Raw genomic sequence first — 19700 nt, forward strand, 5'->3', positions numbered from 1 at the left:
GGCTACTCCATGAAGCCTTGCAGCTTCAGCTCGATTGAGCGCGGGTTCTCGCCTTCGGCAATGGACAAGAGGCCTTCGAGGAGCATTTCCCGGTAGCGCGACTGGCGCAGTACCAGCGCCTTGAGCTTGTTGGCAATGGGCAACAGGATCAGGTTGGCACTGGCAACGCCGTAGATGGTCGCCACGAACGCAACGGCAATGCCGTTGCCCAGCTGCGCCGGGTCGGCCAGGTTGCCCATGACGTGGATCAGGCCCATCACCGCGCCGATAATCCCGATGGTCGGCGCGTAGCCGCCCATGCTCTCGAAGACTTTGGCGGCCTGCAGGTCACGGCCCTCCTGGGTCAGGAAATCCACTTCGAGAATACTGCGAATGGCTTCGGGCTCGGCACCGTCTACCAGCAACTGCAAGCCCTTGCGCGCGTAGGGATCGGGCTCGCCATCGGCCACCCCTTCCAGCCCGAGCAGGCCTTCCTTGCGCGCCGTCAGGCTCCAGTTCACGACCCGATCGACCCCACCCGGCAGATCGACCCGCGGTGGAAACAGGATCCAGCGCAGGATCTGCAAGGCGCGCTTGAACGAGGAGAGCGGCGATTGCAGCAAGGCGGCCGCCAGGGTACCGCCCAATACGATCAGCGCTGCCGGCCCGTTGATCAGGGCGCCCACGTGGCCGCCTTCGAGGAAATTGCCGCCCACGATAGCGACAAAAGCCAGGATCAGGCCGATCAGGCTGAGCACGTCCATCAGACGCACGCCTCCACCAGGTGCCGGCCGATATCGTCCAGGCTGTACACCGCATCGGCCAGGTTGGCCTTGACGATCGCCATGGGCATGCCATAGATCACGCAGCTGGCTTCATCCTGTGCCCACACCGTGCTGCCCGCCTGCTTGAGCAAGCGCGCCCCTTCCCGGCCGTCCGCGCCCATGCCGGTCAGCACCACGGACAGCACCTTGTCGCCATAGGACTTGGCTGCCGAGCCGAAGGTGATATCCACGCAGGGCTTGTAGTTGAGCCGCTCGTCACCGGGCAGAATCTTCACGGTGCCACGGCCATCGATCATCATCTGCTTGCCGCCGGGCGCCAACAGCGCAAGCCCGGGACGCAGGATGTCGCCATCTTCGGCTTCCTTGACGCTGATGCGGCACAGCTTGTCCAGGCGTTCTGCAAAGGCTTTGGTGAAGGCTGCCGGCATGTGCTGAACGAGCACGATCGGCGCCGGGAAATTGCCTGGCAACTGCGTCAGCACCCGCTGCAAGGCCACCGGCCCCCCAGTCGAGGTGCCGATGGCCACCAACTTGTACGGCTTGCGCTTGGGCGCTGGTGAATGCGCAGCGGCTGGCCTGACGGGCGCGGCGGCGCTTCGCACCGGGGCCGGCCCTGCAGCGCTCGTGGCCGTTGTGGGTGTCGGCGCGGAGGCCGCAGCGGGCGCGGGCGCCGGGCGGGCGTAACTGGTCATGCGGCGGTTGCTACGCGACAGGGTATGCACCTTCTCGCACAGCATCTGCTTGACCTTCTCGGGGTTGCGCGAAATGTCTTCGAAATTCTTCGGCAGGTAGTCTACCGCCCCGGCATCGAGCGCATCGAGCGTGACCCGAGCACCTTCATGGGTGAGCGACGAGAACATCAGCACAGGCGTCGGGCACCGTTGCATGATGTGCCGCACCGCCGTGATGCCATCCATCATGGGCATCTCGTAGTCCATGGTGATCACATCGGGCTTGAGCGCAAGCGCCTGGTCGATCGCTTCCTTGCCGTTGGTTGCAGTGCCCACCACCTGGATCGTCGAGTCCCCCGAGAGGATTTCCGAGACGCGGCGGCGGAAGAAACCGGAATCATCCACCACCAGGACCTTGACTGCCATAAACACTCCGTTAGGTGACGCCCCCGGCCAGGGGGACGCCACCGAGATCAAATACGCCGCGCGGCGTAACGCTTGAGCATGCTCGGGACGTCGAGAATCAGCGCAATGCGACCGTCGCCGGTGATGGTGGCCCCGGACATGCCCGGGGTGCCTTGCAACATCTTGCCCAGTGGCTTGATTACCACTTCTTCCTGGCCCACCAGTTGATCGACGACAAAGCCGATGCGCTGGGTGCCGACCGACAGGATCACCACGTGACCTTCGTGCTGTTCTTCATGCACCTGGCCCTGGACCAGCCAGCGCTTGAGGTAGAACAGCGGTAACGCCTTGTCCCGTACGATCACCACTTCCTGACCATCGACCACGTTGGTGCGCGACAAGTCCAGGTGGAAGATCTCGTTGACGTTGACCAGCGGGAAGGCGAACGCCTGGTTGCCCAGCATCACCATCAAGGTCGGCATGATCGCCAGGGTCAGCGGGACCTTGATGACGATCTTCGAGCCCTGCCCCTTGGCCGAGTAGATGTTGATCGAGCCGTTGAGCTGGGAAATCTTGGTCTTGACCACGTCCATGCCCACGCCCCGCCCAGAGACGTCGGAAATCTCGGTCTTGGTGGAAAAGCCTGGCGCGAAGATCAGGTTGTAGCAGTCCGACTCGCTCAAACGGTCGGCGGCGTCCTTGTCCATCAGGCCCTTTTCCACGGCCTTGACACGCAGCACGTTCGGGTCCATACCTTTGCCGTCGTCGGAAATCGACAGCAGGATATGGTCACCCTCCTGCTCGGCAGACAATACGACGCGCCCTGTGCGCGCCTTGCCCGCGGCCTCGCGCTCATCGGGCATTTCCACCCCATGGTCCACGGCATTGCGCACCAAGTGCACCAGCGGGTCGGCCAGCGCCTCGACCAGGTTCTTGTCCAGGTCGGTTTCTTCGCCCACCAGTTCAAGGTTGATCTCTTTCTTCAACTGCCGCGCCAGGTCACGCACCAGGCGCGGGAAGCGGCCGAACACTTTCTTGATCGGCTGCATGCGCGTCTTCATCACCGCCGTCTGCAAGTCGGCGGTGACCACATCGAGGTTCGACACGGCCTTGGACATGGCTTCATCGCCGCTGTTCAGGCCCAGGCGGACCAGACGGTTACGCACCAGCACCAGTTCGCCGACCATGTTCATGATCTCGTCCAGGCGCGCGGTGTCGACCCTGACGGTCGTTTCCGCTTCGCTGACCGCGTGCTTGTCGGCGCTCGACGCCGGCGCCCGTGGGGCAGCAGCAGGCTTGGGCGCTGCAGCAGGTGGCGCCGCGCCAGCAGGACGGCTGACTGCCGGCGCTTCGACCCTGGCTGGGGCTGCGGCCTGAACACTGGCAGGTGCTTCGACGCCAGCCACGTCGCCATTGAACTTGCCCTTGCCATGCAGCTGGTCCAGCAACGCTTCGAACTCCTGTTCGCTGATGTCGTCGCCCGTGGTGGCAGGCGCTGGCTCGACAGGCGTCGCAGCCTTGGCTGCGGGCAAGGCATCAGCCTGGAACGTGCCTTTGCCATGCAACTGGTCCAGCAGCGACTCGAACTCGGCGTCGGTGATTTCGTCACTGACCGGCTCGGCCGCGGCAGCCACCGGCTGGGCGGTCACTTCGGCACTGAACTGGCCTTTGCCATGCAACTGGTCGAGCAGCGACTCGAATTCGGCATCGGTGATGTCGTCACCCTGGCCGCTGACGGGCTCGGCAGGCATCTGCTCGGCCGCTGCGGCCTGGGCCTTCACCGCGTCGAGCGAATCGAGCAGCTGCTCGAATTCGCTGTCAGTGATGTCCGCCTCGGTCGCTTGCGGCGCCTGCTGCACAGGCGCGGGCTCAACCGGCACGGGCGCCGCCGGGGCCGGGGCCGCGTCGGCGCTGCCAGGCTCTGCCAGACGCGCCAGGGCTGCCAGCAGTTCTGCCGTGGCCGGGGTCACTTCGCTGCGCTCACGCACTTGGGCAAACATGCCGTTGACGGCATCCAGTGCTTCGAGCACCACATCCATCAGCTCTGCATCGACCCGGCGCTCACCTTTGCGCAGCACGTCGAACACGTTCTCGGCGATATGGCAGCACTCCACCAGCTCATTGAGCTGGAGGAAGCCGGCGCCCCCTTTTACAGTGTGGAAACCGCGAAAAATCGCATTGAGCAAGTCGGCATCGTCAGGGCGGCTTTCAAGCTCGACCAGCTGCTCGGACAATTGCTCAAGTATTTCACCGGCTTCTACCAGGAAATCCTGAAGGATTTCTTCATCGGCGCCGAAGCTCATCAAAGGTGCTCCTTAAAAACCCAGGCTGGATAGCAGATCATCGACATCGTCCTGACCGGACACGACGTCTTCACGCTTATCGGCATGAATCTGCGGACCTTCACCCCGAGTCGGATGTTTTTCTCGATCTTTTTCTGCGCGCAATTGATCCTGGTCATGCTGGATGCCCGCAAAGCGGTCGACCTGGCTGGCCATCATCACCAATTTCAGCAGGTTGCTTTCCACCTCGGTCACCAACGCCGTGACGCGCTTGATCACCTGCCCGGTCAGGTCCTGGTAATCCTGGGCCAGCAGGATGTCGTTGAGATGGCCGGCCACCTTGCGGTTACCCTCAGCGCTGTGTGCCAGGAAACCGTCGACGCGCTTGGCCAGGTCACGAAACTCCGTGGCGTTCACTTCGCGGCGCATGAAGCGCTGCCAATCGGCACTCAGCGCTTTGGCCTCGCTGGCCAGGTCGTTGAGCACAGGCGTGCTTTCCTCGACCAGGTCCATGGTGCGGTTTGCCGCCCCTTCGGTGAGCTTGACCACATAGGACAGGCGTTCGGTGGCGTCGGTAATCTGCGACACCTCCTCGGCCTGGGGTATGGTCGGGTCGATCTGAAAACTGACGATGGCGCTGTGCAGTTCGCGGGTCAGCTTGCCCACTTCCTGGTACAGCCCCCGATCGCGGGTCTGGTTCAACTCGTGAATGAGTTGCACCGCCTCGCCGAACCGTCCGCGCTCCAGGCTTTCGACCAACTCCTGGGCATGCTTCTTGAGGGTCGATTCGAACTCGCCCAATGACGTGTGTGATGAACTCATGGCGCGCCCCCCTGACGTGACTCAGCCGTTGACGCGTTCGAAGATCTTCTCGATCTTTTCTTTGAGCACCTGGGCGGTGAACGGCTTGACCACATAGCCATTCACGCCTGCCTGGGCGGCCTCGATGATCTGGTCGCGCTTGGCTTCAGCGGTCACCATCAACACCGGCAAGGTCTTGAGCTTGTCGCTGGCGCGGACTTTGCGCAGCAGGTCGATACCGGACATGCCTGGCATGTTCCAGTCGGTTACCAGGAAGTCGTAATGGCCACTTTCGAGCATCGGCAGCGCCGTCGTGCCGTCATCGGCTTCGTCGGTGTTGGCGAAGCCCAGGTCACGCAGCAGGTTCTTGATGATGCGCCGCATCGTCGAAAAGTCGTCGACGATGAGGATTTTCATGTTCTTGTCCAATTAGACCTCCAAGCAGTCTCAAACGCGCTCGGCCCCGAGCGCGCACTCAATCGATTCGGTACAACGTGGAAAACGGCAACGACGACGGCGGGCTCAACGGGCCCGCCATTCCCCCAGGCGGCTGCGCAGGCGCGCGGCGCATTGGCTGTGCAACTGGCTGACCCGCGACTCGCTGACCCCCAAGACCTCACCGATCTCCTTGAGGTTCAGTTCCTCGTCGTAGTACAGCGCCAGCACCAGGCGCTCGCGCTCCGGCAGGTTGGCGATGGCCTCGGTCAACGCGACCTGGAACCGCTCTTCCTCCAACCCACGGGCAGGTTCGGCCTGGCCGCTGACGCCATCCTCATGCAAGCCTTCGTGCTCGCCGTCCTGCAACAGGTCGTCGAAGCTGAACAGGCGGCTGCCCAGTGTGTCGTTGAGAATCCCGTAATAATCATCGAGGCTCAACTTGAGTTCGGCAGCAACTTCATGATCTTTAGCGTCGCGGCCAGTTTTGGCTTCGACCGCACGCATGGCATCGCTGACCATGCGGGTATTGCGGTGCACCGAACGCGGTGCCCAATCGCCTTTGCGCACCTCGTCGAGCATGGCCCCGCGAATGCGGATGCCGGCATAGGTCTCGAAACTGGCGCCCTTGCTGGCGTCATACTTGTTGGCAACCTCGAGCAGACCGATCATGCCCGCCTGGATCAGGTCCTCGACCTGCACGTTGGCCGGCAGTCGCGCCAACAGGTGGTAGGCAATGCGCTTGACCAGCGGCGCATAACGCTCGATCAGCTCATACTGCGCGTCTTTCGAGGCGCGGCTGTACATCTTGAAGCCGCTGGCGCTCATGACATCGAACCTGCACTGGTCGGCTGCACCAGGCGTTCGACGAAGAACTCCAGATGGCCACGGGGGTTGGCGGGCAGCGGCCAGCTGTCGACCTTCTGCGCGATGGCCTTGAAGGCCAGGGCGCATTTGGAGCGCGGGAACGCTTCGTACACGGCGCGTTGCTTCTGGACCGCCTTGCGCACGCACTCGTCGTAAGGCACGGCGCCCACGTACTGAAGCGCCACATCCAGGAAGCGGTCGGTGACCTTGGTCAGCTTGGCGAACAAGTTACGCCCCTCCTGAGGGCTCTGGGCCATATTGGCCAGCACCCGGAAGCGGTTCATGCCGTAATCACGGTTAAGCAGCTTGATCAGCGCATAGGCGTCGGTGATCGAGGTCGGCTCATCGCAGACCACCAGCAGCACTTCCTGGGCCGCGCGCACGAAGCTGACCACCGAATCACCGATGCCGGCAGCGGTATCGATCACCAGCACGTCAAGGTTGTCGCCGACTTCGCTGAACGCCTGGATCAAGCCCGCATGCTGGGCAGGCGCCAGGTGCACCATGCTCTGGGTACCCGAAGCGGCCGGGACGATGCGCACACCGCCTGGGCCCTGCAGCATCACATCGCGCAGTTCGCAACGCCCTTCGATGACATCTGCCAGCGTGCGCTTGGGCGCAAGGCCCAGCAACACATCAACATTGGCCAGCCCAAGGTCGGCGTCGAGCAGCATGACCCTGCGGCCCAGCTCGGCCAGCGCAAGAGACAGGTTCACTGAAACATTTGTCTTGCCGACGCCACCTTTGCCACCGGTCACGGCGATTACCTGTACGGGATGCATGCTACCCATGTCTGTTCTTTACCTTGTCTCGCTGGGACTCAGGCCACACGAAGGGCAATGCTGCGTATCCCTCGGCATAGCTACCTTGCACACATTTCATTTTCAACCCGCTCGCCGTGGGTTGTGGTAGAGATCAGCGAACATGTCGGCCATGGCCTCCTCGCTGGGCTCGTCCTGCTGCTGCACATTGACCGCGCGGGTGACCAGCTGGTGCCCACGGGGCAGGTGCAGATCGTCCGGGATACGCGGCCCATCGGTAAGGTAGGCCACGGGCAGTCGGAAACTGATGGCAAGGCTCAGGACATCGCCCAGGCTTGCCGACTCGTCGAGTTTGGTCAGGATGCAGCCGGCCAGCCCGCAGCGCTTGTAGCTGTGGTAGGCCGCGGTCAGCACCTGCTTCTGGCTGGTGGTGGCCAGGACCAGGTAATTCTTCGCCGCGATGCCGCGACCGGCCAGGGTATCGAGCTGCATGCGTAACGCCGGGTCGCTGGCTTGCAGGCCCGCCGTATCGATCAGCACCACGCGCTTGCGCAGCAGAGGCTCGAGCGCCGCCGCCAACGACTGGCCGGGGTCGACATAGGTCACCGGCACATTCAGGATTCGGCCCAGGGTCTTGAGCTGCTCCTGCGCCCCGATACGGAAACTGTCCATGCTCACCAGCGCCAGGTTGTGGGCGCCGTACTTGAGCACATAGCGCGCCGCGAGCTTGGCCAGGGTGGTGGTCTTGCCCATGCCGGCCGGGCCGACGACGGCAATCACACCGCCGTCCTCGATCGGTTCCACGTCGGGCGTACGGATCATGCGCGCCAGGTGCGCCAGCAGCATACGCCAGGCGTGGCGAGGCTCCTCGATGTCCTTGGTCAGCTCGAGCAATTCACGGGCGATGGGGCCAGACAGGCCAATGCGCTGCAGCCGGCGCCACAACGTGGCCTGCTGCGGCTTGCTACCTTGCAACTGGGTCCAGGCCAGCGACCCCAGTTGCACTTCCAGCAGCTCGCGCAAGCCGGACAGCTCAGAGCGCATGGCATCGAACAGGCGCGGGTCCACCGAGGCCTGGCTGCTTGCGGTGGTGGCCGGCTGCGGGGCGTCAACGTGCGGCTCGACCAAAGGCTCGGCCGCCGTGAGCGACTGACCGGCGAACAGTTGGCGATTGCTGTCACTGCTGTCCGGGCGCTGTTCGAGCTCGGCCTTGGCCGTGGCGATGCGCGTGTGGGTCTTGCGCAGCTCTTCTTCGAGTTCGACGTTCGGTACCCGAGGCGCCAGGGCGGACAGCTTGTAGTCCAGCGCGGCGGTCAGTTCAACGCCGCCTGCGATACGGCGATTGCCGATGATGGCCGCATCAGCGCCCAGCTCATCGCGGACCAGCTTCATGGCCTGACGCATATCAGCGGCGAAGAATCGCTTAACTTGCATTATCCACTACCTCAGCCATTAGGGCCCACGGTGGCAACGATGGTGACTTGCTTGTTGTCCGGTATTTCCTGATACGCCAGCACATGCAAATTCGGTACGGCCAGCCGACCGAAACGCGACAGCATGGCGCGGATCGGGCCGGCCACCAGGAGGATGGCCGGCTGGCCTTGAATCTCCTGGCGCTGTGCGGCTTCGATCAGTGAACGCTGCAGCTTTTCGGCCATGCTTGGTTCAAGAAGCACTCCGTCTTCCTGACCTTGCCCGGCCCTCTGCAGACTATTTAGCAAGATCTGTTCCAACCTGGGCTCCAAGGTAATCACAGGCAGCTCGGACTCAACGCCAACAATGCTTTGCACGATGGCGCGACACAATCCGACGCGCACCGCCGCGACCAGAGCGGCGGTATCTTGACTCTTTGCCGCGTTGTTGGCGATGGATTCGGCAATGCTACGAATATCGCGCACTGGCACCTGTTCTGACAACAAAGCCTGTAGGACTTTGAGAAGGCCTGACAGCGAAATGACACCCGGCACCAACTCTTCTGCCAGCTTAGGCGACGCCTTGGACAAGACTTGCAACAGTTGCTGCACTTCTTCGTGACCGATCAGCTCGTGGCAATGCTTCTGCAGGATCTGGTTGAGGTGAGTGGCTACCACCGTACTGGCGTCTACGACCGTATAGCCCAGCGACTGCGCCTGCGAGCGCTGACCGACGTCGATCCACACAGCCTCCAGGCCAAAGGCCGGGTCGCGGGCCGCGATGCCGTTGAGGCTGCCGAACACCTGCCCGGGGTTGATGGCAAGCTCGCGGTCCGGATAGATCTCTGCTTCAGCCAGGATTACCCCCATCAACGTCAGGCGATAAGCACTGGGCTGCAGGTCGAGATTGTCGCGGATATGCACGGTGGGCATGAGAAAGCCCAAGTCCTGGGACAGCTTCTTGCGCACGCCCTTGATCCGCGCCAGTAGCTGCCCGCCCTGGTTGCGATCGACCAATGGGATCAAGCGATAACCGACCTCCAGGCCGATCATGTCGATCGGGGTGACGTCGTCCCAGCCCAGCTCCTTGGTTTCGGCCGCCCGCTGCGGGGACGGCAGCAGCTCTTGCTGGCGCTGCGCTTCCTGCCGGGCCTGTACCTTGGTCCTTTGCTGTTTCTTCCATACCAGGTAGGCGCCGCCGCCCGCCATCAGGCCCAGGCTCAGGAACGCCAGGTGCGGCATGCCCGGCACCAGCCCCATGACGATCATGATGGCGCCGGACACGGCCAGGGCCCGGGGCGAGTCGAACATCTGACGGTTGATCAGCTTGCCCATGTCCTCCGAGCCCGAGGCACGGGTGACCATGATGGCTGCGGCGGTGGAGAGCAGCAGCGAGGGCAGCTGCGCCACCAGACCGTCACCAATGGTCAACAGGGCATACACCTTGCCGGCGTCGCCGAAGCTCATGCCATGCTGCAACATACCGATCAGCATGCCACCGATCAGGTTGATGAACAGGATCAGCAGGCCAGCGATGGCGTCACCGCGCACGAACTTGCTGGCACCGTCCATCGAACCGTAGAACTCAGCCTCCTGGGCGACTTCGCTGCGGCGCGCCTTGGCTTGCGCCTGGTCGATCAGGCCGGCGTTCAGGTCGGCGTCGATGGCCATCTGCTTGCCCGGCATTGCATCGAGGGTGAAGCGTGCGCTGACCTCGGAGATACGCCCCGCACCCTTGGTCACCACCACGAAGTTGATGATCATGAGGATGGCGAAGACCACCGCACCGACCACGTAGTTGCCACCGATGACCACATCGCCGAAGGCCTGGATCACCATGCCCGCGGCGCCGTGGCCTTCCTGGCCATGCAGCATGACCACGCGGGTGGACGCCACGTTCAGCGCCAGTCGCAGCAAGGTCGCCACCAGCAGGATGGTGGGGAATGCGGCAAAGTCCAACGGGCGCAAGGCGTACACGCTGACCAGCAGCACCACGATGGACAAGGCGATGTTGAAGGTGAAGAAAACGTCGAGCAGGAACGGTGGTATTGGCAACATCATCATTGCCAGCATCACCAGCAGCAACAGCGGCACGCCGAGGTTGCCCCGTCCGAGACCGGCCAGGTTATGGCGAGCGTTGCTGATTAACTGAGTGCGATCCACCGCGAGTCCTCTTCTTGCAAAACTTTGACGCCTGTCAGGCGACTGGCGCTGCCATTGCAAGAAGCTTTCCAACTTTGTCTGGTGGGGGATTTATATTGCTTGTATCGCCCCTTTTGCAGGCGTATCAGCAAAAGGACTCACCATGCTACGCAAGGTCAGCTGTCACGGCGCAGATCGGGTGGAATGGGCAAGTCGGTCTTCAGCGGATCTGGCCGCTTGCCCTTCCCTGCGTGGTACTGACGTATCTGAAAGACGTACGCCAACACCTGGGCCACCGCCAGGTACAGGCCGGCAGGAATTTCATGCTCCACCTCGGTGGAGTAGTAGATCGCCCGGGCCAAGGCGGCGGATTCAAGAATCTGGATGTTGTGCTCAGCGCCAATCTCGCGAATCTTCAAGGCCATGAAGTCGCTGCCCTTGGCCAGCAGCAAGGGGGCCGAATTCCCGTTTTCCGGATCGTACTGCAGCGCGACGGCGTAATGGGTCGGGTTGGTGATGATCACATCGGCCTGGGGCACAGCCGCCATCATTCGCCGCTGCGACACCTCGCGTTGCAACTGCCGGATACGCTGCTTGACCTCGGGCTTGCCCTCGCTGTCCTTGTACTCGTCGCGCACTTCCTGCTTGGTCATCTTCATTTTCTTGTGCGTTTGCCACAGCTGGAACGGGGCGTCGGCGGCGGCGATCAGCAACAGCCCGGCCGACATCCACAGGGCGCTCCACCCCACCACTTGCAAGCTGTGGATGATCGCCTGCTCCAGCGGTTCGTTGGCGATTGACAGCAGGGCTTGACGGTCGCTGGCGAGCACCGCCACGGCCACCACCAGGATCACGAAGAACTTGGCCAGCGCCTTGAGCAACTCGGTCAGGGCATGCATCGAGAACATGCGCTTGATGCCAGAAAGCGGGTTCATTCGGCTGAATTTAGGTTGCAGCAAGCTGCCGGAGAAGACGAAACCGCCCAGTACGATCGGCGCAACGAAAGACATCACGAAAAGAAGGATCAGAATCGGCTGTACGGCCCAGATGGCCATTTTACCGGAGGTGAGCAAGAACGCCCCCATGGACCGCTCATCGACGATGATCTCGCGGGTCAGGCTGAAGTTCATGCGCATCATTTCCAGCAGGGTCTCGGCCAGATACCCGCCGAAGGCTAGGACGCCACCGGCACCGGCCAGGGTTACCGACACAGTGTTCAGCTCCTTGGAGCGCGCGATCTCCCCTTTTTCCCGCGCATCGCGCTTGCGCTTCTCGGTGGGTTCCTCTGTCTTGTCCTGACCGCTTTCGCTTTCCGCCATTCAACCGGCCCTCGCCAAATCGCGTAGCCACAGCAGCGTTTCGCTGGCCAACGCCTGGTAATGGGACAACACATCGGCAAGGCCGATCCAGAAAATGAGCATGCCCATGACCAAGGTCAGCGGGAAACCAATGGAAAAAATATTCAACTGCGGCGCTGCACGGGTCATCACGCCAAAGGCAATATTGACGACCAACAAGGCTGCGATCACCGGCAGGATCAATATCAGCCCGGCGCCGAACACCCACGCCATGCGCCCCACCAACTCCCAAAAATGAGTGACCACCAGGGCATTGCCCACCGGGAGCGTGGTAAAGCTCTCGGTCAACACTTCGAACACCACCAGATGGCCGTTCATCAGCAGAAACAGCACGCTCACCAGCATGGTCATGAACTGACTGATCACCGTGACGTTGACCCCGTTGCCAGGGTCGACCATCGAGGCGAATGCCATCCCCATCTGTACCGCCACGATCTGCCCGGCGATCACGAAGGCCTGGAACAGCAACTGCAACGCCAGACCGAACATAGTGCCGACGATGATCTGCTCGGCACACAGCAGCGCCCCTTTGAGGCTCAACGGATCGAACGGCGGCAGTGGCGGGAGCGCCGGCACAATGACCACGGTGATCGCCACGGCAACGTACAGGCGCACCCGCGCCGGCAACATGCGCGTGCCGAAGATGGGCATGGTCATCAGCACCGCCGTCACCCTGAACAGCGGCAGGATGAAGGTGGCCACCCAGGTGCCGATTTGCGTGTCGGTCAGCTCAAGCATCGGCGCATCAACCGATGAGCTGGGGGATGTTGGTGTACAGGGTAGTGATGTACTCCATGAACTTCTGTACCAGCCACGGCCCGGCCACGATCAGCGTGATCAGCATCACCAGCAGGCGCGGCAGAAAGCTCAGGGTCTGCTCGTTGATCTGGGTGGCGGCCTGGAACATGGCCACGATCAGGCCCACCAGCAGGCTGGGGACCACCAGCACGGCGACCATCAGCGTGGTCAGCCACAGGGCGTCGCGGAACAGGTCGACGGCTACTTCAGGCGTCATGCACGGCCCTCCCAGGCAAAGTCACACACCACCGAAACTGCTGGCCAGCGTGCCCATGATCAAGGCCCAGCCATCGACCAGCACGAACAGCATGATCTTGAACGGCAACGAGATGATCAGCGGCGACAGCATCATCATGCCCATGGCCATGAGCACGCTGGCCACCACCATGTCGATGATCAGAAACGGAATGAAGATCATGAAGCCGATCTGAAAGGCCGTCTTGAGCTCCGAGGTGACGAAGGACGGCACCAGGATACTCAGCGGCACCTGGTCGGGGCTGGCGATGTCGGTGCGCTTGGACAGGCGCATGAACAGGTCCAGATCGCTCTGCCGAGTCTGGGCCAGCATGAAGTCCTTGAGCGGACCCTGCGCACGGTCGATGGCCTGCTGGGCGGTCAACTGCTCGTTCAGGTAAGGCTGCAAGGCCGTCTGGTTGATGCGGTCGAACACCGGCGCCATGATGAACAGGGTCAGGAACAGCGCCATGCCGGTCAGAATCTGGTTCGACGGCGTCTGCTGCAGCCCCAGCGCCTGGCGCAGGATGGAAAAGACGATGATGATCCGGGTGAAGCTGGTCATCAGGATGACGAACGCTGGAATGAAGCTCAGCGCCGTCATGATCAACAGGATCTGCAGGCTGACCGAATACTCCTGCTGCCCATCGGTACCGTTGGACAGGGTGATGGCTGGAATCGACAGCGGGTCGGCAGCCAGTGCCAACGGCGCCGCCAACAGCAGCGCGAGGGTGAACAACAGTCGCAGCGCTGCGCTCATCGGGTCTTGTCCTTAGGGTCCTTGCCCATCAGTTCCATTAGCCGCTGGGCGAACTCAGGCGTCGCCTGGCGAGCCCCCTGGGGTACATCCACAGGCTCGGCCAGCACGTGCAACGCTTCGATGCTGCCGGGTGTATGACCAATGAGGATCTGTTCCTTGCCCACCTGCACCAATAGCAGCCGATCACGCGGCCCGATGGCGCGGCTGCCGATGATGTCGATCACCTGACTGCCCTTGACCGCCGAGCCTTGCATCCGGCGCAGCAGCCAGGCGAGCAGGAAGATCAGCCCGACCACCAGCAGCAGGCCGAAGACCATCTGGGCCAGTTGCCCGCCCAGGCTTCCTGGCGGGTTGGCCGGTGTCGCGGCAGGCGTGGCGGCGGCCAGGCATACCTGGCTGGCCAGTGCCGCGGCCGCCGCTGCGATGACGCGCACCCTGGCCTTCATCAACGCAGCTTCTTGATGCGTTCGCTGGGGCTGATCACGTCCGTCAGGCGGATGCCGAACTTCTCGTTGACCACCACCACTTCGCCATGGGCGATCAGCGTGCCATTGACCAGCACATCCAGGGGCTCGCCTGCCAGGCGGTCCAGCTCGATCACCGAACCCTGGTTGAGCTGCAGCAGGTTGCGGATGTTGATTTCGGTGCTGCCCACTTCCATCGAGATGCTCACCGGGATGTCGAGAATCACATCCAGGTTCGGGCCTTCGAGGCTGACATTGGCATTGGGCTTGGGCGAGCTGGCGAACTCTTCCATCGGCAAGCGACCGGGCCCCTGATTCTGGCTGGTATCGCCCAGCAGCGCATCGATGTCGGCCTGGCCGGCCGCACCGGTTTCTTCCAGCGCAGCAGCCCACTCATCGGCGAGCGCCTGGTCCTCTGGAGAGGTGATCTCGTTTTCGTTAGCCATGATTTCCTCGACAGGCATTCAATTCGTTGGGAGCGGCCGCCATCAGCGGCGTTCGACCGGGTCGATGATCTGCAGCGCCAGGTTGCCCTTGTGCGAGCCCAGGCGCGCCTTGAATGCCGGCACGCCGTTGGCGCGCAGCACAAGGTGCTCGGGCAGCTCGACCGGGATGACGTCCCCGGGCTGCATGTGCAGGATATCCCGCAGTTTGAGCTGACGCCTGGCTACCGTGGCCGTTACCGGCACGGCAACATCAAGCACGTCCTCACGCAGCGCCTTGACCCAGCGTTCGTCCTGGTCGTCCAGGTCGGACTGGAAGCCGGCGTCGAGCATTTCACGTACCGGCTCGATCATCGAGTACGGCATGGTCACGTGCAGGTCGCCCCCGCCGCCGTCGAGCTCGATATGGAACGTGGACACCACCACCGCCTCGCTGGGGCCGACGATGTTGGCCATGGCCGGGTTGACCTCGGAGTTCATGTACTCGAAGTTCACCTCCATAATCGCCTGCCAGGCTTCCTTCAGGTCGATGAAGCACTGATCCAGCACCATGCGCACTACGCGCAACTCGGTCGGGGTGAACTCGCGGCCTTCGATCTTGGCGTGCCGGCCGTCCCCGCCGAAAAAGTTGTCCACCAGCTTGAACACCAGCTTGGCGTCGAGGATGAACAGCGAGGTGCCGCGCAGCGGCTTGATCTTGACCAGGTTGAGGCTGGTGGGCACGTACAGCGAATGCACGTACTCACCGAACTTCATCACCTGCACGCCGCCCACGGCCACATCGGCCGAGCGGCGCAGCAAGTTGAACATGCTGATGCGGGTGTAACGGGCAAATCGCTCGTTGATCATCTCCAAGGTCGGCATGCGGCCCCGGACAATACGGTCCTGACTGGTCAGGTCATAGCTTTTGATACTGCCGGGCTCGGATACACTTTCAGTCTGCACCAGGCCATCGTCGACACCATGCAGCAGGGCATCGATCTCATCCTGGGACAGCAGGTCCTGTACGGCCATTGCGTGCTCCTACTGCAATACGAAATTGGTGAACAGCAACTGGTCAATCACAGGCTTGCCGACTTCTTTCTGGGCCACTTCCTGCACCACGACGGTCGCTTTCTGGCGCAGCATTTCCTGGCCGACCGAGCTGCTGGCCAGGGTCTCGAAGCCGACCCCGGAGAACATCATCACCAGGTTGTTACGTATGACCGGCATGTGCACTTTAAGGGCATCGAGGTCAGCCTGATTGCGCCCCTGCAAGGTGATGCTGACCTGCATGTAGCGCTGGCGACCATTCTGGTTGAAGTTCACCACGAACGCGGGCGTAAGCGCTTCGTAGATGGCCGCTGGCTTGGTGGTGCTGGCGCCTTCTTGTTCAGCAGGGGCGGGCTCGCTCTTGTGCATGATGAACCACGTGGCGCCCACGGAAATGCCCACGGCCACCAGCAGGCCACCCACGGCCAGGAGGATCAGTTTGAGTTTGCCTTTTGGGGCAGGGTCTTTGACTGCTTCGGTATTCGCCATGCCAATATTCCGTCGTCCATCGGGAGTAACTGGGAAGATGGCTTGGGGTGAGCAAGTGTTATGCCAAATACGCGTGCGTCAAGGCATGCCGGGACTTACAGCAGTGCCGTACGAACAAAACAGAGGGGCCGTTTAGTAGCCCCTGCCCCTACATGCGCCTCAGGCGTAATAATCCACAGCGCTGTCCCCGATCACCACCTGCTGCTCCGCAGGCCGTTCCCGCTCGGCAGCGTCGACCGAACCCTCACCCGCCCGCGCAGCAACGCCGGACAGGCTACTACCCCCCTGCCCCTGCGCCGCCTGCCCGTGTTGCTGCTGACCACGCGACTGGTCGGCCACATTGACATCCGGCTGGGCCAGGCCCTGCTGGGCAAAGAGTTCGCGCAGCCGGTGCACCTGGCTGTCCAGCGTATCGCGCACACCGACGTGGCCGCTGATGAAGGTCACCTGGGTGGCCTGGTCGGCGGCGACGTTGACGCGGATGTTCAAGCGCCCCAGCTCGGCAGGCTCGAGCTGTATATCGGCCGACTTGAGGTTCTGGCTGGACAGGTACATGACCCGGTTCACCAGCCCCTCGGTCCACGCGTTCTGGTTCATCGACAACGGCTGCTGCAACGGGTTGGGGTTCACCGGCACCGCGTTGGCCGTCTTGGCCGTTGCGGCCTGGGTGAGGTTGGCCAGGCGGCTGGCGAAGTCATCGATACGGGTATCGCTGCTGGCGCCCTTGGTGTCTTTCAACCCTTCTTCGAGCAATGCGCCGAAGGCCTTTTCACCGGTGTCGGTGGAGGCTTCCTCGGCCACCTGACCCGCCTGCGCCAAGGTATTGACGGATGCAGCTTGAGCCTGCTGCTGGCCAGGGTCTACGGCATGGGCCGAGGTGGCCCCCTTGGCCTGGGCACTGTGCTCCAGCGCCAGGCGCAGGGTAGGCAGGTTCGCCAGGGCATCGGCAGCAGGGTCGAAGTCAGGCGCTTTTTCGGAAGGCGGCTGGTCATTGGCAGCCTGCAAGACAGGCGCTACTGCCTCGGCCTGGGCCTGGATCAACTGGGCGCCAGGCTGCGCGTCAGTGACCTGCCCGGCAACCAGGCTGGCATCGCGCATGCCGGTATCGGCCTGGCTAGCTTGCTCGGTTGGCGAGCCATTGCCGTCATCGGCAACGGCGCGCTTGTCAACGGGCTTGCTTTTGCCGCTTGAGGTCCCCTCAGCCTTGTCAGCGGCCTTGCTCGCAGCAGGCTTGTCTGCAGCACCGGCAACCTTGTCACGCCCCTGCTTGGCCATCACCTGACCGAAGCCATCGCCCTGCTCGCCCAGTGTCTGCTGGGGTTTGCCGGCTGTGGCGCTAGCAGAGCGGGATGCGTCGGCCTTGATGTTGGCTTGCAGCAAAGGGTTGGATGCAACAGGCATTGAGCAGTCTCCGCGCCATAAACAAAATGATCACGGGTATTACTCAGCAAAACTCGCGCCAACTAATACAGAGGCGGTAAGCGCATGGGCTAACCGGCCGATATACGACGATGTTCGGCCCGGTAGAAGCGCTGCACTTCGGCAAACTCCACATCAATACGGCTGATGAGGTCTTCGATCCCCAGCAGCGGAGGATGGCGGGCCTTGTCCTCGAGTTCCTGGCAAAGGGTTGCCAACGCAACGGCACCCATGTTGCTGCTGCTACCTTTGAAACTGTGGGCGGCGGCGCCGAGTTCAACTGCGCTGCGGGCAGCGTGAAGTTGGCCAAGGCGCCTTTCAGAATCGTCCAGGAAGGTCTGCACTAGCTGCAGATAGCCGTCTTCCATGATTTCACGCAGGTCACTGAGTACCTTGTGGTCGATATGCATGTCAGCCACTTGTTCGCTCCTTGATCAAGTCAGATTATGGCAGAGCCCGACGCGGACTCACCAGATGAACTCAACGTGCGCACAGCGCCCGCCCTCTGTCCAGCGCGCCACCGTAGACAGGCGCCTGACCAATGCCAGTCCTCGGCCACTGAGGCCTCGCTCTGGCAACGGCTGCGCAAGCACCTGCTGCACGTCGAACCCATCGCCGCTGTCCCTGACCTCCACTTTCAGACGCCCACCAGCGGCAAGCGGTTCAACTGCAAGATCGATGCGCACGTAACCTTCCTCGATCACCTGCAAGCGCCTGGCTCGCTCCTGATAGTAATCGGCAAAGCCTGGCGCGTCGCATTTGAGCCGAGCGTCCAGCCCCAGCACGCCATGTTCAAGCGCATTGGAATACAGTTCGCTCAGCACACTGTAGAGGGTGCCGGCCGATGAACGCAGGTCGTGTATTTCCTGCAACAACTGCACCAGGTAGGGCACCGGGTTGAAACGGCGCAGACTTTCGCCCCTCACATCGAAACTGAGCGACCAGTCCATGGCGCTACAGCGGCCCAGGTCCGGAGGCAACACCGGCATGGGCTGCGGCAACTGCGCACCCAGCATGCGTATCTCACACAAGCTGACATCGTCACGCGCCGGCCCACCGAAGCGTTGCAGCGCGTCGAGCAGCTCGTCGAACAACAGCGCGGGATCGCGATTGTCTGCCAGTACTGCCCGCAGGCGTTGCTCCCCGAACAAACGCTCCTGATCGTCGGCGGTTTCCAGCACCCCATCGGACATCAACAGCAGGCGCTCGCCCGGCGCCAGCGGCCAGACTTCGGTCTGGTCGTCGAATTGCTCGGCACTCAGAACCCCCAGCGGCAAGTGCCGGGAACTCAACGCAGACAACACCTGGCCCTCAGCAGCCAGCACGAAGCCATCAGGCATGCCACCATTCCACACCTCCACTGCGCCGCGCTGCATGCTCAGGTTGACCAGCAGTGCGCAGCAGAACATGTCGCCAGGCAGGATGCGCTTGAGCTTGGCATTCATCTCTCGCAAAACTTGCGCCATGCCATAACCCTTGGCCGTCATGCCGTAGAACACTTCAGCCAATGGCATGGCTCCCACGGCAGCCGGCAGCCCGTGCCCGGTGAAATCCCCCAGCAGCACGCGCATGTCCCCGGACGGCGTGAGCGCGGCCAGCATCAGGTCGCCGTTGAACAGCGCGTACGGCGATTGTAAAAAGCGGATGTTCGGTGCATCCAGACAGCCGGAATGGGCAACCTTGTCGAACACGGCTTTGGCCACCCGCTGTTCATTGAGCAAGTGGTGGTGGTGCCGTGCTATCTGGTCGCGCTGGTCCAGCACTGTGGCCTGAAGCCGCCTCAGCCGGTCCATGGCCCGAATCTTGGCTGCCAGAATGACTGCGCTGTAGGGCTTGGGCAGAAAATCATCACCACCGGCTTCCAAGCACCGCACCAGGGCCTGCTCTTCGTTGAGTGCCGTGAGAAAAATGATGGGCACCAGGGCTTCGCCAGCCAAGGCCTTGATCTGCCGCGCCGCCTCGAAGACGTCCATGACCGGCATCAGCGCATCGAGCAGCACCAGCTGTGGGCGTTGTGCCTTGAACACGTCCACGGCTTGCTGGCCATTTTCCACCGTGAACACTTGATGCCCTTGGCGCCTGACGATCTGTGCCAACAGCAGACGATCGGCCGCGCCATCTTCAGCCACCAGCACGGTCAACCCAAGCTCATCAGCCATCGGC

The 19700-nt window shown here is 62.5% G+C and carries 20 protein-coding genes; all 20 read right to left on the reverse strand.

Going from position 1 to position 19700, the window contains the following annotated elements:
* Positions 1 to 2 precede the first annotated feature (2 nt).
* The 20 genes from ACF8E5_RS09915 to ACF8E5_RS10010 all read right to left on the reverse strand — a co-directional run bounded on the left by ACF8E5_RS09915 (position 3) and on the right by ACF8E5_RS10010 (position 19696).
* Positions 3 to 743 carry a flagellar motor protein gene (locus tag ACF8E5_RS09915; RefSeq protein WP_027915963.1) on the reverse strand — a complete coding sequence of 247 codons (741 nt, stop codon included), beginning with the start codon at positions 741 to 743 and terminating at the stop codon, positions 3 to 5.
* Positions 743 to 1861, reverse strand: a complete 1119-nt coding sequence (locus ACF8E5_RS09920; protein WP_058639117.1) for a chemotaxis response regulator protein-glutamate methylesterase — start codon at positions 1859 to 1861, stop codon at positions 743 to 745. The genes ACF8E5_RS09915 and ACF8E5_RS09920 overlap by 1 nt, the downstream gene beginning before the upstream one ends.
* Before the next feature lie 47 nt (positions 1862 to 1908).
* Positions 1909 to 4143 (reverse strand): chemotaxis protein CheA, encoded by a 2235-nt coding sequence (locus ACF8E5_RS09925; RefSeq protein ID WP_326384315.1) that lies wholly within the window; start codon positions 4141 to 4143, stop codon positions 1909 to 1911.
* A gap of 12 nt (positions 4144 to 4155) precedes the next feature.
* Positions 4156 to 4944, reverse strand: a complete 789-nt coding sequence (locus tag ACF8E5_RS09930; RefSeq protein WP_023533920.1) for a protein phosphatase CheZ — start codon at positions 4942 to 4944, stop codon at positions 4156 to 4158.
* A gap of 21 nt (positions 4945 to 4965) precedes the next feature.
* Positions 4966 to 5340 carry a chemotaxis response regulator CheY gene (locus ACF8E5_RS09935; protein ID WP_167339335.1) on the reverse strand — a complete coding sequence of 125 codons (375 nt, stop codon included), beginning with the start codon at positions 5338 to 5340 and terminating at the stop codon, positions 4966 to 4968.
* Positions 5341 to 5445: 105 nt separating this feature from the next.
* Positions 5446 to 6186 (reverse strand): RNA polymerase sigma factor FliA, encoded by a 741-nt coding sequence (fliA, locus tag ACF8E5_RS09940; RefSeq protein WP_023533945.1) that lies wholly within the window; start codon positions 6184 to 6186, stop codon positions 5446 to 5448.
* Complete coding sequence (fleN, locus tag ACF8E5_RS09945) at positions 6183 to 7016, reverse strand: flagellar synthesis regulator FleN (protein ID WP_023533996.1); 834 nt, start codon at positions 7014 to 7016, stop codon at positions 6183 to 6185. Before fleN ends, fliA begins: the two co-directional genes overlap by 4 nt.
* 93 nt (positions 7017 to 7109) lie before the next feature.
* Positions 7110 to 8420, reverse strand: a complete 1311-nt coding sequence (gene flhF / locus ACF8E5_RS09950) for a flagellar biosynthesis protein FlhF (protein WP_058606081.1) — start codon at positions 8418 to 8420, stop codon at positions 7110 to 7112.
* An 11-nt stretch (positions 8421 to 8431) separates the two neighbouring features.
* The gene (gene flhA, locus ACF8E5_RS09955; RefSeq protein WP_392475218.1) at positions 8432 to 10561 is read right to left on the reverse strand and encodes a flagellar biosynthesis protein FlhA; all 2130 of its coding nucleotides are present in this window, start codon (positions 10559 to 10561) and stop codon (positions 8432 to 8434) included.
* A gap of 155 nt (positions 10562 to 10716) precedes the next feature.
* The gene (gene flhB / locus ACF8E5_RS09960) at positions 10717 to 11859 is read right to left on the reverse strand and encodes a flagellar biosynthesis protein FlhB (RefSeq protein ID WP_196186550.1); all 1143 of its coding nucleotides are present in this window, start codon (positions 11857 to 11859) and stop codon (positions 10717 to 10719) included.
* On the reverse strand, positions 11860 to 12636 hold the full coding sequence (gene fliR, locus ACF8E5_RS09965; RefSeq protein ID WP_058606076.1) for a flagellar biosynthetic protein FliR: 777 nt from the start codon (positions 12634 to 12636) through the stop codon (positions 11860 to 11862).
* 7 nt (positions 12637 to 12643) lie between these two features.
* Positions 12644 to 12913 (reverse strand): flagellar biosynthesis protein FliQ, encoded by a 270-nt coding sequence (gene fliQ / locus ACF8E5_RS09970; RefSeq protein ID WP_023533926.1) that lies wholly within the window; start codon positions 12911 to 12913, stop codon positions 12644 to 12646.
* A gap of 21 nt (positions 12914 to 12934) precedes the next feature.
* Positions 12935 to 13690, reverse strand: coding sequence for a flagellar type III secretion system pore protein FliP (fliP, locus tag ACF8E5_RS09975; RefSeq protein WP_023533994.1), 756 nt, complete (start codon positions 13688 to 13690; stop codon positions 12935 to 12937).
* Positions 13687 to 14136, reverse strand: coding sequence for a flagellar biosynthetic protein FliO (gene fliO / locus ACF8E5_RS09980; protein WP_058639121.1), 450 nt, complete (start codon positions 14134 to 14136; stop codon positions 13687 to 13689). Before fliO ends, fliP begins: the two co-directional genes overlap by 4 nt.
* Positions 14136 to 14600: a flagellar motor switch protein FliN gene (fliN, locus tag ACF8E5_RS09985; protein ID WP_023533974.1), complete on the reverse strand. Its 465-nt coding sequence runs from the start codon at positions 14598 to 14600 to the stop codon at positions 14136 to 14138. The genes fliO and fliN overlap by 1 nt, the downstream gene beginning before the upstream one ends.
* A 42-nt stretch (positions 14601 to 14642) precedes the next feature.
* Entirely contained in the window at positions 14643 to 15611 is a 969-nt protein-coding gene (gene fliM, locus ACF8E5_RS09990; RefSeq protein WP_058639122.1) for a flagellar motor switch protein FliM, read from the reverse strand.
* Positions 15612 to 15620: 9 nt separating this feature from the next.
* On the reverse strand, positions 15621 to 16118 hold the full coding sequence (gene fliL / locus ACF8E5_RS09995; protein WP_058606074.1) for a flagellar basal body-associated protein FliL: 498 nt from the start codon (positions 16116 to 16118) through the stop codon (positions 15621 to 15623).
* A gap of 159 nt (positions 16119 to 16277) precedes the next feature.
* Entirely contained in the window at positions 16278 to 17519 is a 1242-nt protein-coding gene (locus ACF8E5_RS10000) for a flagellar hook-length control protein FliK (protein WP_078478883.1), read from the reverse strand.
* Positions 17520 to 17608: 89 nt separating this feature from the next.
* Positions 17609 to 17956, reverse strand: coding sequence for an Hpt domain-containing protein (locus tag ACF8E5_RS10005; protein WP_058639124.1), 348 nt, complete (start codon positions 17954 to 17956; stop codon positions 17609 to 17611).
* A gap of 48 nt (positions 17957 to 18004) precedes the next feature.
* Positions 18005 to 19696 carry a SpoIIE family protein phosphatase gene (locus tag ACF8E5_RS10010; RefSeq protein ID WP_392475219.1) on the reverse strand — a complete coding sequence of 564 codons (1692 nt, stop codon included), beginning with the start codon at positions 19694 to 19696 and terminating at the stop codon, positions 18005 to 18007.
* Positions 19697 to 19700 lie beyond the last annotated feature (4 nt).

Source organism: Pseudomonas sp. WSY_20 (assembly GCF_043104335.1).
Lineage (GTDB): Bacteria > Pseudomonadota > Gammaproteobacteria > Pseudomonadales > Pseudomonadaceae > Aquipseudomonas > Aquipseudomonas parafulva_B.